Here is a 16,872-nt window from a genome sequence, read left to right as displayed (position 1 = left end):
TTATCATGGATTTTGAAGTTCAATATCTATCGTTTTATGTTGTTCAGGTCGAAGGAAAAGGCGAGCAGGCCGATAAAAGGTATAAACATTTTCAGACATTGAATGAAGAAGAGTATGAAGGCAGCTCCCTTAAGGATTTTCTTGATGGCGAGTTCGCAAAAATTGTCAAGCGGAAGGTAGATCGTCATCCTAAACAAGAGGATGTTCCGACAAAGCTTGGCTACTTCATCGTTGAGGAAGGGCATGATCTTACTTCCAATCCTAACTATAATCTTTTTCATCGGGTCCGATTCGCAGAGTCAAAAGAAGTTTTCCAGCAAGAAAATGAAAAGTTTGCAATCGCATATGTTGACACAAGTGCCGTTCGAGGTGGAGTGTTTATCGTGGCCCGGGCAAAGCTTCGCAAGTATTTTGATGATTCCTTTGTGTTCATTTTAAAATGCGATTTCGAACCAAAAGTTGCATCAATATCCGATGAATCAACATTAATTCGCCAGGTAGAAATGGCAATCACGACTAAAAATATGAAATCCATACAGTATCCTTATATGCCTGAAGAAGGAATGATTCAGGACAATGAGCTTAAAATCAACCAGGCATCCCATGCTCGTTACTTTGAGGATTTCTTAAAGTATGTTGAATATGGCCAGTCAATGCCAGAAATCGTCAAGACACAGGTCATCGAGATGGTACGCGGTCATATGGAGGAGACATTTGAGCCGGAGAGTGAGGAAAGGCAACAGCTTGAAAATGCCATGGAAATCTGGGCTGCCAGTGAAAAGCGTGAATTGCAGGAACGTTTCGAACCCAATCAGGTCATCGAAGCAGCAGCACAGCTGATCGAACATACCTCGGACCTTGAATTAAAAATGAAGCTCGATCACATATCGGTAAAAGGGCTTCTGGCAGATTACGGAGACAGCATCCATCTTGCAAAAATGAACGGAAAATACATCCTCATGATTGAAGCTGATACCATCGTGTTCGAAAAAGTTTTCTCTCCTGTAGAATTTGTAAAACCAGATGAAATCGGTACTGTTGTTGAGAGAATCAGGCAAAAAAATTAATATAACAAAACATTTACAGTTAGCATCGGCAATTTGCCGGTGCTTCTTTTATATTGTCAGATTCGAAATGACTTGGTTATAATTGGTAAAGGGGAGTGTAAAAATTAACCGAATGCTTGCGAGGGGATAGTTGTTGGCAACTACATTTGTAAATTGGGGAGAATCATTAGTAAAACTGACATGGGAACCTGGGGAACATTTACCGCCTGGAGATTTAATAACGAGTGTGCATGGTTTCTGTTTTTATGATGATAAATTATTGTTGGTAAATTTGAATGACCGCGGGTGGGATATGCCAGGAGGCCATATTGAGGCAGAAGAAACAGCTGAACAATGCTTTAAGCGTGAAACGATGGAAGAGGCTTATGTAACTGGCGATTGCAAGCTATTAGGATCAATCATTGTTGATCATAGTGAAAACTCTCATTGGGATAAAGAAAGCAAGTACCCGCTGGTTGGATACCAGGTATTTTATTTTATGAATATAAAACAAATTCATGATTTTAAAGCTGAATTCGAAGCCGCTGATAGAATTTTTATCGAAATGAGTCAGGTTCGTCAATTTTATCATGATTGGCATGAGCTCTATGAAGAAATATTAACCTGTGCGGCTGAAAATATTACTAAATTAAGTTAGGGTGAAGCAAATGGATGCAGTAAAACAAAATAGTCTCGCGTGGGACAAGAAGGTTGAAGAAGAAGCTGTTTATACTAAGGCGGTTTCGGAAGAAAAAATTGCAAAAGCCAAAGAAGGACAATGGGAAATCACGGTTACAACAGAAAAACGTGTACCTCGCAACTGGTTTCCAGAATCAATAGCTGGATTGAAAGTGCTTTGTCTGGCTTCCGGCGGTGGGCAACAGGGACCAATTCTTGCTGCAGCAGGAGCTGACGTAACGGTAGTTGATATATCAAAAAAACAACTGGAGCAGGATGCATTTGTAGCAAAGAGAGACGGTCTGACATTAAAAACACTTCAATGTGATATGAAAGATCTATCTGCGTTCAGAGATGAAGAGTTTGACATGATTGTTCACCCTGTCGCGAACTTATTCGTTGATGATATTACTGTCGTATGGAAGGAAGCCTCAAGAGTTCTGAAGGACAAAGGAATATTGATTTCTGGTTTTACAAATCCACTACTGTTTATCTTTGATGATGAGGAAGATTTGAAAGGTAATTTGGTAGTGAAAAACAAAATCCCATCTTCATCTATCGACAACCTGACGCAGGAAGAAATCTCAAAATATATCAACTCAAATAAAACGATTGAATTTGGCCATTCATTAGAAGACCAAATCCAGGGGCAAATCAGTGCAGGATTTGTGATTGCAGGTTTATATGAGGATGATTTTGGCGGAAGAAGACCGTTAGATCAATTTATTAAATCCTTTGTTGCAACAAAGGCGGTTAAGTTAAAAGTTTAATTTAAGAGGAAAGGTGATCGATTAAAAAGTCGATCACCTTTTTATTGAGGCTGTATTGAACAGTCTATTTATTAAAGAATCATTTCTGATTGTACATAGTGGTACAATAACTTTGCTGTATTTTCGATCGAGTCTCTATGTGTTCTTTCGAATGCATGGGATGAATCAATACCCGGTCCAATCAATCCATGGATGATATCATGGCCAGAACGGATGGCAGCTGATGCATCTGATCCATAGTATGGATAGATGTCCAGTTTGTAGCCTATTTCATTATCGATTGCAATCTGTGTGAGCCTTTTCCTTAATTCATAATGGTATGGTCCGCTTGCGTCCTTGACACAGATTGACACTGTATATTCGTCCGTCGCCTGGCCATCACCCATGGCCCCCATGTCCACTGCTAGGTATTCAGCAGTTTCTGGGGTGATATTGGAATTGCCTCCATAACCTATTTCTTCGTTATTTGAAATCAGGAAATGGGTTGTATATGGTAATTCGACGTTCTCTTGCTTTATTTGTTTAATCAGCTGAAGGAGGATGGCGACGCTTGCTTTATCATCAAGATGACGTGATTTGATAAATCCAGCTGGAGTAATTTGAACCCGTGGATCGAATGACACAAAATCGCCTACTGCAATTCCAAGTGATCTTACATCGTCAGCGTTATGCACTTTTTCATCAAGTCGGACCTCCATGTTGTCCTGGTTGCGTTCGGCCTTGCCAGCATCCTTATACACATGGACGGATGTCTGGTGCATTAAAATAGTTCCGGTGAACTTTTTGCCACTTGATGTTTCAATTTCGCAATATTCACCCTCGATGGAGTTATATTTAAATCCTCCAATCAAATCAAGCTTCAGACGGCCGCTGGGCTTGATTTCTTTGACAATCGCGCCAAGAGTATCGACATGGGCAGTAAGCATTCTATGGTTCTGCTGGTCCTTGCCAGGAAGCGTAGCAATCAAGCCGCCTTTACGATTCCTCTTCGTCTCAATCTGCAGTTCCTTCAAAAACTTTTCCACATATGTAATTACTTCGTTTGTATTTCCAGAAGGACTCGGAATGCTTACTAATTCTTTCAGCAGACTAACAGTGTGTTCTGTATTTGGATACGCCAATAAAAAAACCCCTCTCAAAAAAATCTTCACACAATTCTTATTATAAACTTTTTTTCCATAACAAACTAACCATTAATTCTTGATAAAAGGTCATCTCCAAACCGGTCTTTTCATACTTTGGTTATGGATGGATTTTGGGGAGGAGATAAATATGAACGGATATTGGTTCAGATATTCTTTACTTGAATGGTGCAATGATATGGAAGAGAAATGGTCGTCAATAAGAGAACAAGTAAGAGATTCAGCAGATGAAGACCCTTTGAAGGAATGGAGAAATCAGCTTTTTAAACTAAAACAGGAAGCTGAAACCACTGCCGATCACCAGGAATTATATTCTAGAGCGCGATATCTATACGACGAGCTTATCAGCCATTTAGATGAAATTCCATTGGAAAGTGAACGCCAGCAGGGTCAGGGACTGCACCCGGTTTCGATTGGAGGACATAACTTGCCACCTTTGCCATACGCATACAATGCGCTTGAACCCGTCATTGCCGAAGAAATCATGAGGCTGCATCATTCAAAGCATCACCAAAGTTATGTAGATGGCTTGAACAAGGCTGAAAAAGAAATGCAAAAGGCACGGCAAACTGGAGATTTCAGTTTGATTAAACATTGGGAAAGAGAAGCTGCTTTCCATGGATCAGGTCATTACCTCCATACGATTTTTTGGAGCATCATGAGCCCGAATGGCGGAGGCAAGCCCAAAGGTCAAATGAACAAAGCAATTAATGACACATTTGGCAGCTTTGAAAAATTCAAAAATCATTTTTCGGAAGCAGCCAAAAATGTCGAAGCTGTTGGCTGGGCGATCCTTGTGTGGTCACCGAGATCCCACCGCCTTGAAATCCTCCAGGCAGAAAAGCACCAAAACTTAACACAATGGGATGTTGTTCCTCTGCTCGTTTTGGATGTTTGGGAGCATGCCTATTATCTACAGTATAAAAACGAGCGGGCCAAGTATGTTGATAATTGGTGGAAGGTCGTAAATTGGCAGGAAGTTGAACAGCGTTATAATAAGGCAAAAACCTTGGCATGGAAACCATTTTAGCAATGAAGGGTGACAAAAATCGTCACCCTTTAGTATAAAAAATCCTTCCTTGAAAAAACTAAACATATGTTCGGGAGGTGGTTAGTTTGGAAAACAAAGATTTCAACCAGATTTACAATGAATATAAACAGCAAAGCAGAGGACAAGCTGAACTTGAAGCTAAGGAATTTCAATCTGGCAAAGAGCAAATAGTGGCTGTCCGGAAAAATGACGAAGGTGACCTGATTGCTTTTAAAACAGAAAGCGGACGTGAGTTGGATTATATTACAGCGCTATCTGAAGCGAAAGCAGGGAATCTTGCCCATGTTGATGTGTTCCATAAATATGGACGGGATATTCTCCGAAGTGAACCTGATGGAATCAAAGAAAATAATCTCGATCATTTACCAAAATTCTGAATAAGAAAAGCGCAACCGCTTTGTTCAGCCCCGAAAAGCGTTGGAGCTGAACAAATCTCGAAGTGAAATCTTTACTTTCTTATTCCTTAAAAAAGGTGAAGCAGCAGTTTTCTTAAAAACTGTTGCTTTTTCTTTGCTTTCTAAATTTTTTGGGGCTTAAAATAAGAAATAAATAGAATGTGTTCATGAGGGAGGGGCCATCAATGAATAATAGTATTGGGATAGACGCGGGCGCTTCATTAGTTAAAATTGCATACGCTGAAAACGGGAGATTGCATTTTCGAAAATATCCTATCAATGAATTGGAACATGTCGCAGAGTGGCTAAGAATGGTTGCATTCAATAAAAAAGTTTACCTGACAGGTGGCAGAGCACGCAGAATGCAAAGCGAATTTTTTCCAGATGCAGAGATTATCGATGAATTTACCGCCACTTGCGAGGGTGCAAGGTATTTAACGAATACTGAAGCAATCATTACGTCCAGTGAAATAAGCCTGCTTATAAATATCGGGACAGGAACCTCATGGTTTACAATTGACGGGGATAAATACGAGCGTGTTTTGGGAAGCGGAATAGGTGGAGGCACTTTCATGGGTTTAGGCCAAATTTTTGCTGGTACAAGTGATTTTTCCAAGCTGGTCAGCTTGTCTTCAAATGGTGACAGAGGGTTTGTGGATTTGCTGGTAAGAGATCTCTATCAAGAGGGAGAGCCGCCGATCCCTGGAGACCTGACCGCCAGTAATTACGCAAAGGCAGCCGCAATGGATCCAACCTCTCCTGCAGACCAAATGGCTTCGCTCATCAATATGATTTCGGAAACAATCACTCTTCTAACTTTACAAACAGCTAATTTAACCGGCACCAAGAAAGCGATTTATATTGGGAGTACACTTACAGGCAATAAACCTCTCCAGGAGAGCCTTGTATATTACTCTAAAATGTCCGGCCTTGATCCAATCTTTTTGCCTAATGGCCATTTCAGTGGCGCAATTGGAGCAATGCTGAACAAATAAAATGAACATGTTCTGATTTTCGTTGCTTGAACAATTGTTGTTTTAAAGTTAGAGTTAATTTATACATATTTAAAGTAGGTGTCAGCATTTGAGCAAGAGGTACTTTACCATCGGGATGGCTGGACATATTGACCACGGGAAAACATCGCTGACAAAAGCATTGACAAACGTGGATACCGACCGTCTGAAGGAAGAAAAAGAACGGCAAATATCAATTGAACTTGGCTTTGCGCCATTATATGAGGATGACGACCTGCAGATCTCCGTCGTTGACGTCCCTGGACATGAGCGCTTCATTCGCCAGATGATAGCAGGGGTTGCTGGGATCGACCTTGTCGTACTGGTTGTCGCTGCAGACGAGGGCGTCATGCCACAAACACGCGAGCATCTGGATATATTGGGATTTCTTGGGATCCGGACAGGCGTTATTGCGATTACAAAGATAGATCGCGTAGAAGAAGAATTTGTTGAACTTGTAAAAGACGATATCTTAGGGGAGCTTGAAGGTACAGTTTTTGAAAACTCTCCATTCATGATGGTCGACAGTCTTTCGAAAAAAGGGATTCAAGAATTGAAAGATTTGATCATCACAACGTTGAAGGAGCAGGAAATGCGGGATGCGAAAGGAGCTTTCCGGCTTCCGATTGATCAGGTTTTTACTGTTAAAGGACAGGGGACCGTGGTCAGAGGTACTGTCTATGAAGGTACAGTTGAAGAAGGGCAGCTGTTAAAAGTAATGCCATCCGGGCTTGAAGTTAGAGCCCGTCAGCTTCAGGTGCACCATCAGCAGGCAAAAACTGCATTCGCCGGCCAGCGGACAGCTATCAACTTATCGGGAGTCTCAAAAGATGACCTTGAACGCGGGGAGGTCCTTGTTTCTTCAGAACATTTCATTGTAACTAACACTATTGATGTGGCCATTCGTGTAGTCGAAGACCTCGAACATCTTGTAAAACAAAGGACTCCGATTAAGTGCCATATCGGGACCGCTGAAGTAATGGGCAGGATTGTCTTTTTCGACAGAAATGAATTAAAAGAGGACAACGCTGAAATCCTTTGCCAGCTGCGGCTCGATGAAAAAATCGTCACCAAGCGTGGAGACCGTTTCATTATCCGCAGGCCAAGCCCCCCAGAAACAATTGGTGGGGGGTGGGTCATTGATCCAAGGGGAAATAAATATCGGTTTGGGCAGCAAACGATTGAAGAGCTGGAGAAAAAGAAGGCAGGTACACCTGTAGAAAGAATACATGCAGCTTTATACGAAGCGAAAAGTTTACCAATTGAAGAGCTGATCAAACGGACCGCCCTTGATGAACAATCGATAAAGGATAATTTGATGGATGAACAATTTGTCCAGATTTCCAATAAGGAGTACACCCTCGCCTCCATTGTCGAATTAATCGAGGATGATATTAAGGATCGTATTATGGATTTCCATCAGGAAAACCCAATGCGCACAGGCTTGAACAAAGCGGAATTGATTCAATCACTGCAAAGTTCTTTCTCTAAATCCCTACTAGAATTCATCATCGAAAACGGAATTAAAAATTCAGTATTCTCTAGAAAAGAACAGTTCATTTCGCTTGCAAGTTTTGTTCCCCATGTGCCAAAAAATTGGGAGAAACGGACTGAAAATATGCTAAAGGAACTAAAGAAGGATGGCCTAAAGGTTGCTCATCTAAATGATTATATTAACAATTCCGGAATTCCAGATTCCATTGCTTTTGAATTGAAACGCTTCCTCGAAGACCAGGGCCAAATCGTTCCTTTGGATGACCAATATGCATGGTACGGAGAGCATTTTGCCGATGCGGTCGCAAAGCTTAAAAGCCATACCGGAGACGAGTTTGAAGTTTCAGAGGCTAAGGAAGCTGTAGAATTATCACGAAAATATATGATTCCATTCCTCGAGCGTCTTGATGCCCTTGGCTATACTAAAAGAGTTGAGAATAAAAGGGTTTGGAGAAAATAGAAAAAACAGCAGGACGATCTGCTGTTTTTTTGTATTTGGAAATTAATGTCCAAGTTTATTCTTTTTTGATGGTTTGAGGCCGAAGAACCACCAGTTCCAGTCACCAAGCATCTTCATAAGAGCAGGAACCAGGATCATCCTGATTATGGTTGCATCAATAAAGATGGCAAGTGCGATGCCGACGCCCATTTGCTTTACAGGTGTAACTCCGGTGAATGCAAAAGCACCGGTCACAACGATCATGATGGCAGCGGCAGAGGAGATGATTTTGCTTGTCGAAATTAATCCTGATAAAGTTGCGTTGTTATTATCCTTCGTTTCTAAATACTCCTCATGGATACGTGAAATCAGGAAAACCTCATAATCCATTGACAATCCAAAAACAAGGCTGAAGACAAATACGGGAAGGACCAATGCGATGTTTGCCGGCTCCATGCCCAGGTGTCCTTCCTGGAAAAGCCAAACGACAATCCCAAATGTTGCGCTTAAGCTTAAAATATTCATGATGATTGCTTTCAGCGGGATTAACAACGACCTGAATGCTGCCATCAGGATGAGAAAAGTTGAAACAAGAATCAATATTAGACCTTTAGGTGCTTTATTATAAATTTCATCAAAGATTTCCTGTTCAAATTTAGGTGTACCTCCGAATGAGACAGCTACATCATACTCCTTTTCAGCCCATTCCCTGACCCACTTCTGTGCTTCTGTGGATGAAAGCTGATTATTTAAATATACACTCGCAATCATCTTATCACCAGAAATATACGAATCAATCACTTGTTGAATTGGACTGTTATCCTGCTGTGCAGTGTATAGGAATGTGGATGGTTCATTCATTCCTGTCATTGTAAAAGGAGAAGCGACAGCATTGACATTTTCATTCTTTTCAAACTTCTCCAAAACAGCATGCAGCTTTGCGAGATTATTCTCAGTTAAAACATCGCCTTCGGTTTCCAGAATTACCTTTACCTCTTTATCAGTACTTTTGTCATCGTCAACAAAACGGTCCTGGAATGTATCATAGGCAATCCTGGAATCGTAAGATGGAGGCAGAGCATCTACCCCAGGCACTGTCAGTTCCATGTCCTTGACTGGGATCAGTCCCGTAATTAAGAGTCCCAATGCAAGCAATGTCATAATGACTGGTCTTCTCATGACAAAATGAGCAAATGTGCTCCAAATACCAGGTTTGTCGGGATTCACTTTAAAAACACTAAGAGAATGTATTTTTTTGCCCAAAAGCCCCAGTATAGCAGGCAGGAAGGTGATCGAAGATAAGGCAGATACGAAAACGACAGTCATTCCACCGATGGCGACATTTTGAAAAATATCGATTTTGATGAACATCAATCCCAGTAGGCCGATGAATACACACATAGCGGAGAAAATAATCGAACGCCCCGCTGTCGAAATGGTCGTAATGATTGCTTCATTAACCGGTTTAGCAGTAACTTCTTCTTTGAAACGATTGATGAATAAGAGAGCAAAATCTATGCTTAAAGCCAATCCAATCATTGGAACGATGTTAAGGATGAAAATAGTCAAATTAAATGAATAGCTAAAAAAATACACAACCCCCATCGTTGTTAAAATTGAAAATATCCCTACAAGGAGCGGGAGGCTGGCTGCAACAAGGCTTCCGAATGCGAAAACAAGAACAATCAAGGCAATTGGAAGGCCTATCATTTCAGCTTTGGCAAGGTCATCCTGGCTTGCCTGATTAAGGTCTTTTAAAATGACGGGTTCGCCTGTGATGGAAATCTTTATGCCATCCCGATCATTTAATAGTTGACGAAGACCGTCTATTTCTTTCCCCATGTCAGAAGCTTCCTTATCAAAAAACAGGACACCGTACGCGATGTCACTTTTTATCATCTCTTTTTGCATAAAAGGGGAGATGCTGTCATCTGCGGTCTTTTCTGCATTTTGAAATGAATCTTTAATAAATGTATGCCAATCTTCTTTTGGGACATTCTTTTCATTTTCATAAAGCACAATGACCGAGGATGGATGCTGGCCAAAGTTGTCCTCAAGGATTTTCTTCGTTTGAAGGTACTCTCCGTCAAACTCAAATCCATTGCCGCTTAATACAGATGGCAGCTGCAAGGCAAAAAAGCCAAAAAAGAGGATGATTCCTATCCATAATAAAATAACAGTTTTCTTATATTTGTTAATTACGCTTCCGAGTTTGTTCACATTTTCCTCCTTAAATCGCCATGCCCACAATATGTATTTTATTCCTATTTTGCTAACCTAAATTATATATGAATGCTATTGATAGTTGTATGAATAATGCTTGAAAGATTTTTTCGTGGTGTTCTGAGATATGAGGTGGGATACGGAAGGGAGGATCCCTTCCGAAAATTAATAGAGCAGTTCATACACTTCATTCAGTTGCTGGGCGCGTTTCTCATCTAATTCGTTTTTGGCATACTCAATTGCTTCAGGAAGGATTTTATTCAGGAACTCAATTTCCTCTGCTGTAAGGTGCCTTACAAACTCCCCCTCGGAAGGGTAGTTTCCTTCTTCCAGCCTTTGATAGATTTTTTTGCTGAGAGGGTATGTTTCAGTATAGTTGGATACAATTTCGCGTAAATATGCCTGTGTTTTTTCCATTATCGAATCTACTCCTTGAAGTATTCCTTGAATTGTTCTGAATCGGTCATTTGATCGTTATTCAAGTAAGGGTTTTCTTCGGTAACATCAGCGGGATCCAGATTAGTTTTTATTACAAGCTGCGGCCCAGAAGCTGGCTGGGACATGATTCGATCAGTCATTTCCTTAAAATCAGGCAGGTCTTTATTTCCAGGTTGTTTAGGCTCCATTTTATAACACCTCCATTTTATAAGGTGCATAATCCCAAGAAAGTTTATGTATGAGCTAATTATTGGTAAATCTTCCAAACAGGTTATTCTAAATATATGTAGGGAAATCTTTAAATGTACAAATTGGAATGGGGTGGAATAATTTGAAGGCAGTAACGTATCAGGGAACAAAGGATGTTCAGGTTAAAAATGTGGAAGCACCCAAAATTGAACATGAAAAAGACATGATTGTAAAAATTACTTCTACTGCCATTTGTGGTTCTGATCTTCATCTTTATCAGGGGAACATGCCGCTTCGTCCAGGCTACATCATTGGCCATGAGCCGATGGGGATTGTAGAGGAAGTAGGTCCAGGCGTCCAGAAAATTAAAAAAGGAGACCGTGTAGTCATTCCGTTTAATGTGTCTTGCGGGGAGTGTTTTTATTGCCATAACCAGATGGAAAGCCAGTGTGATAACACGAATGAGTATAAGGATGCAGGAGGTTATTTTGGCTATGCAGAGCAATACGGCAACCATCCAGGCGGCCAGGCGGAGTATCTGAAGGTGCCTTATGGTGATTTCACTTCGTTTGTTGTTCCGAAATCATGTGAATTAGAAGATGAATCCCTACTATTCTTGTCAGATGTCATACCTACTGCATGGTGGAGTGTGGAAAATGCCGGTGTTAAGAAAGGAGACACTGTCATCGTGCTTGGCTGCGGACCTGTTGGCTTGATGACGCAAAAGTTTGCCTGGATAAAGGGAGCTAAGCGCGTCATTGCTGTCGATCATCTCGATTATAGGCTAATGCATGCAAAATCAAGAAATAATGTTGAAATATTTGATTTCACCAAGCAGGACGATCCAGGGAGATTCCTGCAGGATTTGACTGAAGGCGGAGCGGATGTGGTCATCGATTGCGTAGGAATGGATGGAAAGAAATCCGTGGTTGAAAAAGTCGAACAAAAGCTTAAGCTCCAGGGCGGCACTCTTTCTGCCATTGAAATAGCCCATACAGCAGTCCGCAAATTCGGAACAGTCCAGCTTACTGGTGTTTATGGATTAAGGTACAATATGTTCCCGCTTGGCCGATTCTTTGAACGAAATATTACAATGAAAATGGGCCAGGCACCTGTTATCCATTACATGCCGAAGCTATATGACATGATTGTAAATGGAGAATTCGATCCAACTGACATCATAACCCATAGGATTCCATTGGAGAATGCTGCAGAAGGATATGAGATTTTTAACGACCGCAAGGATGACTGTATTAAGGTTGTTTTGAAGCCATAATAATGTGAAGGAAAGGCAGGACTTAGGGTTCTGTCTTTTTTTAGCTGAGCAGAAATTCTCGTTATTTGTTCAATGGGAGAATTAAGAGAATAGATTTTCATCTATCGTTTTTATTATAATGAGGAAAAACTTATTTTTAAGGAGCATAAGTGTGTGGCGAAATTGTTTGCGGCTTTATATGACACAGTAATGGGACCGCTCGAAAAAAGATGGATAAACCGGATCAGAAAAAAATTAATTTCAAATCTCGAAGGGGAAATTCTTGAGATTGGCACAGGGACTGGAGCGAATTTTCCTTTTTATGCACCGGGAAAAGTCAGCCGTATCGTTTCAGTCGAACCGAATCCATATATGATTGAAAAGGCAAAGGTGAAGGCTGATCAAATGAAATTGCCAATCCAGTTTCATCAGGGTATGGCAGAATCACTTCCTTTTAAAGACGGGGAATTTGACATTGTTGTGGCAACTCTTGTGTTATGCTCAGTTGAAAATCCCGAAAAGGTATTTGACGAGATTAAAAGAGTTTGTAAAAAAGGCGGGCGAATTGTATTATTTGAGCATGTAAGGACGGAGTCTGCATCTTTGGCAGCTCTCCAGGATATGCTTACACCTGCATGGAAAAGACTTTGTGATGGATGCCATCTAAATCGCGATACGGGATATTTCATGAAAAAAGCGGGGATCAATGTAATGAGAGAAAAGAAGTACCTACAAGGGATTTTCGTTGAATTTGAAGGCTTCAATCCGTAATAAATTTAACAGGCACACCAATTCCCCCTTCCCATACAATATGATAAATAGTTTGGGGAGGTTTGACATGTATCCATATTATGCCCATTACAGGCAGAACCAAAAGCTGATCAATGACTTAAAGAAAGCCATAAATGGCGAATATAGTGCAACACAATGCTATGCGAAGCTTGCTGGCATGGCGCCTGATGAACCACAGCGGGCTCAGATTACTGAAATACTCAATGATGAAAAAAAACACCTTCAGCAGTTTTCGCAAATATACATGGCTTTGACCGGAGTGCAGCATCTGCCGCAAATGTCGGAGGAATGCGCCAATACTTATCTTGAAGGACTTGAAGCATCAATAAAAGATGAGCAAATAACAACCGACTTCTATCATGAATTTGCAGATGAGGCTGCCGATCCAACGATAAAAGAAATTTTCAGGCGCGCTGCATTTGATGAACAAAATCATGCAGTATGGTTTCTTTATTTTCTTACAAAAGAAAAATAATTGGTGACCTCGAAGTAGAAGATGGGGAAAAGCTTTATGCTCAATCTTGTGCAAGCTGTCATGCAGCGGATGGAGCTGGGACCGGTCCGACTATAGGCCCGGCTGTATGGGGAGAAAATTCATTTAATGATGGTGCGGGAATGTCCAGATTGACAAAAATGGCAGGATACGTGCAGAAAAATATGCCTAAAGGACAAGGTGGTACATTATCGGATCAGGATGCTATTAACGTGGCAGCCTATATCCTTTCACAAGAACGTCCCGAATTCAAAGGCCATGCACAAGACTGGCCAAAAGGTGGAAAACCAGCTGATATCATGAACAAGGAAAAGCGTGAACAGGTTAAAAACGGTACGATCGATTGGCAAGCTGTTCTTTCAACTAATTAAACGACTTATGGTCCAGATCTTTGCTGATTTGGATCCTTTTTTTGCAATTTTTTTCTTTGGGTATAGTCACTTTCCGTACCGAGCTCTTTATTAAGCTGCCACTCCATTTTCTCCAATGAATCTCTAGTCACTACGGGATCACTCATTGACCACTTGATCGTGTAGATAAAATAATAATTTTTAATTTTACGGAACAGTACGATGGAGTTTGGATATTCATCAAACCATGCATTAATATTATATCTTTTCGTGTACGACCATCTTGTTAATTTCATTATTGGTCCCATACCTTCTCTTAAACTATTTGAGTGTTGCTCTTGAATTGTGCAAGATAACTAATGTGGATTGACCATGATTGGTATGACTACAATTTTAGGCTTTTGATTGCCATTAATATTGAGGTACCCTTAATGACAAAAGTGAAAACGGGGATAGATAACAAGAAAGTGTTAAATGCTGTTGTAATATGCTAAAATAAAGGTCGTTGAGAATGTGTTAGCGACATATATCTACATGATATTGATTGCTAGCATTTTGTTAGAATAAGAGAATTGTTGATGTATTAGGAATTGGAGGGAAATCAGTCAGATGAATGAAGCCCAGAGAATTCAATTGAATGTAAGAGTTACAAAGGAAACGTCAGTGAAGCTTGATGAAATTGTGGAATACTATCAAGAAAATACAAAAATCGGCAGAATATACAAAGGCGATGTTTTGACAGATATTATTGAGAAGTCATATGAAATAATGGAAAAACAAAAAAAACTAAGAGGATAATTCACCAAGCTCAGTATGATATATTGTCAATAAGATTATAAGGCGATCTTATGAACAAAATGGTTGCACTTAGCAATAATTAATCGTATTATTTAAATAATCTGATAATTATTCAATGAGGTGGTTATGGATTATGATGAGAATGTCTATTGCTGGTGTCGCCGGTTTTGTCCTTGTGTTCATCGAGTCATATATCGTAATGGTCATCAAACAATATGAAACAATTGAGTTTGGGGGTATTGCCCCGTTTGTAAGTGTCTGGACAATGAATTTCTTTCTGGTATTTTCGATCCTTACGCATGTGAAATTCTGGTATGATGAACGGGAAGCACAACGCGAAGAAGAAGCTGCAGAAAGAGATCGTTTCATTAGTTAAAAGGAGAAAGGCAATTTGCCTTTCTCCTTTATTTTTGCTGTTCTGTTTGATCACGTTCTGCTTCTTCAGCAGCTATTTTTAATTCCGCATAGAATAATTGATCATTACATACCATACTGTGCTGTTCTTCATTCTTTTCGTTATAGCCTTTTTTGTCCTTATGGTTATGTTCCATCCTTTTTCCTCCTTACTCAATGTTTTTCTTGTTCGTATTTAACCCTAATTCCCTTTTTATCATTCGGTCATGCAGTTTTGTTAAAAATATTAATGTTAAGATCGACCCAGCTAATGTTAAGGCCATATCCCATTGCGCGTCCCATATGTCACCCTGCATTCCCAAAAAGTCCTTAGATTGTTTATTTCCCTTTGCAATCATAGCAAATAGCCATTCCACAATTTCATATAAGGCAGCAATGGCAAGTACGATTGAAACAGAAAGACTATTTATCCAGCGTTTATCAAACGTAGTTTTTCTGATTAGAATCTCCCTAACAACAATCGTAATAAGTCCTTTCATCAAATGACCAAATCGGTCATAATGGTTCCGTTTCAAATCCCAGGCGTCTTTCAGCCAATCGAAAAGCGGCACATTTGAATATATATAGTGCCCGCCGATAAACATGAGAATAGTAACGAATGTAATGATTGTATAGGAAAGTGTAGTAAATCGAAATTTTTTATAATAAATAAGAATCACTGCAATGGAAATGACTGCTGGAATAACTTCTAGAAGCCAGGATCCGTAAGATGCAGGCTTGATTGCAGACCAGATAAAAGCAAACAATACTATGAACAATAAAAACAAATGAATTCTTTTATTTTGCACTCAGTTCACCTCCTACAGGGGGACTTCATATATAAGTATTTTTCCAATCAGCAGTTTTCATTCCGATATCTAGCTATTCAATCATTTTAAGGTAAAGAGACTTACAAACGATCTTGTTGATGCCGCTGTATAAGCACTGTGAAACAATGAGAGAATGGAGGTAAAGACAGAGGAGTGGTAAAATGGGTGAAAATGATTTAGAGAATGTGTTCGATTGGGCCGGATTAGCGAATTTATATGATCAGCATGGATTTAAATTATGGCTTAGTGGTATTGAAAACAGTATTGATGCTGAATTTTTGGACCGATTTTCAGATGCGTATTCCATTGATACTGCCGAAAAATTGTATTATGACGAGTTATTATTTCATCTGAGGATCTTTAAAGGGATATGTAAAAACAATGATCTGCCCCCTCGGTATTGGTGAGTGGAGCTATAGATACATATACAGGAGGAGCTGGGAAGATGAATCCAATACCTGATCATTTACGTGAAAATCTTGATGTGATTTTTGTGGGATTTAATCCAAGCATTCGCTCTTCTGAAACGGGTCATCATTACGCCAATCCAAACAACAGGTTTTGGAAGATTTTATTTGAAGCGGGGATCACCAAAAGGAAATATGATACTTCAGAAGACTTTAAACTGCTTGATTTAGGTTATGGGATGACGAATATTGTTGCTCGCCCTACTAAAGCCGCAGATGAGATTACAAAGGATGAATATCAACATGGGAAACAGGAACTAAAGTTGAAGATTGAAATGTACTGTCCAAAAATTGTTTGTTTCGTAGGAAAAGGAGTGTACCAGCAATATAGCGGTAAAAAAGAGATTTCGTGGGGAATACAGAAGGAATCAGTCGTTGCGGGAACAATCGACTTCGTTGCTCCATCCTCAAGCGGCCTCGTGAGAATGCGGATGGATGAGGTTGTTGCTATTTACAAGCAGTTGCCGAATGTAATCAGCAGTTTGAAAACTCGGTAAAAAGGGGGTCCCAATAGTATAAACTTTTGGGACCCATCTTTATTTTTAGGCCGGCTTGTAAAAATGGTCCGTTAATTTCCGTTCCAGGCGCTTCGCTTTCCGCGGGGCCGGCGCTGAGC

22 protein-coding genes are annotated in these 16,872 nt (G+C 40.2%); 15 read left to right on the top strand and 7 right to left on the bottom strand.

What is annotated here, in order from left to right; translation table 11 throughout:
- Positions 1–5 precede the first annotated feature (5 nt).
- The 3 genes from ACXAEA_RS12235 to ACXAEA_RS12225 all read left to right on the top strand — a co-directional run bounded on the left by ACXAEA_RS12235 (position 6) and on the right by ACXAEA_RS12225 (position 2,494).
- Positions 6–1,067: a DUF3900 domain-containing protein gene (locus ACXAEA_RS12235; RefSeq protein ID WP_475096158.1), complete on the top strand. Its 1,062-nt coding sequence runs from the start codon at positions 6–8 to the stop codon at positions 1,065–1,067.
- A 133-nt stretch (positions 1,068–1,200) separates the two neighbouring features.
- Positions 1,201–1,704, top strand: coding sequence for an NUDIX hydrolase (locus ACXAEA_RS12230; protein WP_475096157.1), 504 nt, complete (start codon positions 1,201–1,203; stop codon positions 1,702–1,704).
- Between the two features lie 10 nt (positions 1,705–1,714).
- On the top strand, positions 1,715–2,494 hold the full coding sequence (locus ACXAEA_RS12225) for a class I SAM-dependent methyltransferase (RefSeq protein WP_475096156.1): 780 nt from the start codon (positions 1,715–1,717) through the stop codon (positions 2,492–2,494).
- Between the two features lie 71 nt (positions 2,495–2,565).
- On the opposite strand, the gene ACXAEA_RS12220 is transcribed toward ACXAEA_RS12225, so the two are convergent.
- The gene (locus ACXAEA_RS12220) at positions 2,566–3,615 is read right to left on the bottom strand and encodes a M42 family metallopeptidase (RefSeq protein WP_475096155.1); all 1,050 of its coding nucleotides are present in this window, start codon (positions 3,613–3,615) and stop codon (positions 2,566–2,568) included.
- A 151-nt stretch (positions 3,616–3,766) separates the two neighbouring features.
- Here ACXAEA_RS12220 and ACXAEA_RS12215 point away from each other — a divergent pair, with 151 nt between their 5' ends.
- The 4 genes from ACXAEA_RS12215 to selB all read left to right on the top strand — a co-directional run bounded on the left by ACXAEA_RS12215 (position 3,767) and on the right by selB (position 8,049).
- The gene (locus ACXAEA_RS12215; protein WP_475096154.1) at positions 3,767–4,666 is read left to right on the top strand and encodes a superoxide dismutase; all 900 of its coding nucleotides are present in this window, start codon (positions 3,767–3,769) and stop codon (positions 4,664–4,666) included.
- Between the two features lie 86 nt (positions 4,667–4,752).
- Positions 4,753–5,064, top strand: coding sequence for a DUF3892 domain-containing protein (locus ACXAEA_RS12210; protein ID WP_475096153.1), 312 nt, complete (start codon positions 4,753–4,755; stop codon positions 5,062–5,064).
- Positions 5,065–5,267: 203 nt separating this feature from the next.
- Positions 5,268–6,077: a type II pantothenate kinase gene (gene coaW / locus ACXAEA_RS12205; protein ID WP_475096152.1), complete on the top strand. Its 810-nt coding sequence runs from the start codon at positions 5,268–5,270 to the stop codon at positions 6,075–6,077.
- A gap of 88 nt (positions 6,078–6,165) precedes the next feature.
- The gene (gene selB / locus ACXAEA_RS12200; RefSeq protein WP_475096151.1) at positions 6,166–8,049 is read left to right on the top strand and encodes a selenocysteine-specific translation elongation factor; all 1,884 of its coding nucleotides are present in this window, start codon (positions 6,166–6,168) and stop codon (positions 8,047–8,049) included.
- Positions 8,050–8,091: 42 nt separating this feature from the next.
- Here the strand turns inward: selB and ACXAEA_RS12195 are convergent, their stop codons facing one another.
- From ACXAEA_RS12195 to ACXAEA_RS12185, 3 genes are all read right to left on the bottom strand, one after another.
- Positions 8,092–10,248: an MMPL family transporter gene (locus tag ACXAEA_RS12195; protein WP_475096150.1), complete on the bottom strand. Its 2,157-nt coding sequence runs from the start codon at positions 10,246–10,248 to the stop codon at positions 8,092–8,094.
- 168 nt (positions 10,249–10,416) lie between these two features.
- Positions 10,417–10,668 carry a sigma-G-dependent sporulation-specific acid-soluble spore protein CsgA gene (locus tag ACXAEA_RS12190; protein ID WP_475096149.1) on the bottom strand — a complete coding sequence of 84 codons (252 nt, stop codon included), beginning with the start codon at positions 10,666–10,668 and terminating at the stop codon, positions 10,417–10,419.
- Positions 10,669–10,676: 8 nt separating this feature from the next.
- On the bottom strand, positions 10,677–10,877 hold the full coding sequence (locus ACXAEA_RS12185; RefSeq protein ID WP_475096148.1) for a hypothetical protein: 201 nt from the start codon (positions 10,875–10,877) through the stop codon (positions 10,677–10,679).
- A gap of 143 nt (positions 10,878–11,020) precedes the next feature.
- Between ACXAEA_RS12185 and ACXAEA_RS12180 the strand changes: the two genes are divergently transcribed.
- The 4 genes from ACXAEA_RS12180 (at position 11,021) to ACXAEA_RS12165 (ending at position 13,789) form a co-directional block, all read left to right on the top strand.
- Entirely contained in the window at positions 11,021–12,154 is a 1,134-nt protein-coding gene (locus tag ACXAEA_RS12180; protein WP_475096147.1) for a zinc-dependent alcohol dehydrogenase, read from the top strand.
- 153 nt (positions 12,155–12,307) lie between these two features.
- Positions 12,308–12,904, top strand: coding sequence for a class I SAM-dependent methyltransferase (locus ACXAEA_RS12175; RefSeq protein ID WP_475096146.1), 597 nt, complete (start codon positions 12,308–12,310; stop codon positions 12,902–12,904).
- Positions 12,905–12,971: 67 nt separating this feature from the next.
- A complete protein-coding gene (locus ACXAEA_RS12170; protein WP_475096145.1) occupies positions 12,972–13,400 on the top strand; it encodes a ferritin-like domain-containing protein in 429 nt (142 codons plus the stop codon).
- The gene (locus ACXAEA_RS12165) at positions 13,367–13,789 is read left to right on the top strand and encodes a c-type cytochrome (protein ID WP_475096144.1); all 423 of its coding nucleotides are present in this window, start codon (positions 13,367–13,369) and stop codon (positions 13,787–13,789) included. Before ACXAEA_RS12170 ends, ACXAEA_RS12165 begins: the two co-directional genes overlap by 34 nt.
- Positions 13,790–13,794: 5 nt before the next feature.
- Here ACXAEA_RS12165 and ACXAEA_RS12160 read toward each other — a convergent pair whose 3' ends face one another.
- On the bottom strand, positions 13,795–14,064 hold the full coding sequence (locus tag ACXAEA_RS12160) for a hypothetical protein (RefSeq protein ID WP_475096143.1): 270 nt from the start codon (positions 14,062–14,064) through the stop codon (positions 13,795–13,797).
- A 313-nt stretch (positions 14,065–14,377) separates the two neighbouring features.
- Between ACXAEA_RS12160 and ACXAEA_RS12155 the strand changes: the two genes are divergently transcribed.
- Positions 14,378–14,566, top strand: a complete 189-nt coding sequence (locus ACXAEA_RS12155; RefSeq protein WP_475096142.1) for a hypothetical protein — start codon at positions 14,378–14,380, stop codon at positions 14,564–14,566.
- 133 nt (positions 14,567–14,699) lie between these two features.
- Positions 14,700–14,942, top strand: coding sequence for a hypothetical protein (locus tag ACXAEA_RS12150; RefSeq protein WP_475096141.1), 243 nt, complete (start codon positions 14,700–14,702; stop codon positions 14,940–14,942).
- Positions 14,943–14,970: 28 nt separating this feature from the next.
- On the opposite strand, the gene ACXAEA_RS12145 is transcribed toward ACXAEA_RS12150, so the two are convergent.
- Both ACXAEA_RS12145 and ACXAEA_RS12140 read right to left on the bottom strand, forming a co-directional pair.
- A complete protein-coding gene (locus tag ACXAEA_RS12145; RefSeq protein WP_475096140.1) occupies positions 14,971–15,117 on the bottom strand; it encodes a hypothetical protein in 147 nt (48 codons plus the stop codon).
- A 12-nt stretch (positions 15,118–15,129) separates the two neighbouring features.
- Entirely contained in the window at positions 15,130–15,768 is a 639-nt protein-coding gene (locus ACXAEA_RS12140; RefSeq protein ID WP_475096139.1) for a DUF2238 domain-containing protein, read from the bottom strand.
- Between the two features lie 182 nt (positions 15,769–15,950).
- Between ACXAEA_RS12140 and ACXAEA_RS12135 the strand changes: the two genes are divergently transcribed.
- Positions 15,951–16,196, top strand: coding sequence for a hypothetical protein (locus ACXAEA_RS12135; RefSeq protein WP_475096138.1), 246 nt, complete (start codon positions 15,951–15,953; stop codon positions 16,194–16,196).
- Positions 16,197–16,234: 38 nt separating this feature from the next.
- Complete coding sequence (gene mug / locus ACXAEA_RS12130) at positions 16,235–16,753, top strand: G/U mismatch-specific DNA glycosylase (RefSeq protein ID WP_475096137.1); 519 nt, start codon at positions 16,235–16,237, stop codon at positions 16,751–16,753.
- Positions 16,754–16,872 lie beyond the last annotated feature (119 nt).

It is taken from the genome of Mesobacillus sp. ABV4_180 (genome assembly GCF_056158485.1).
This window is presented reverse-complemented; position numbering and strand designations above follow the sequence as displayed.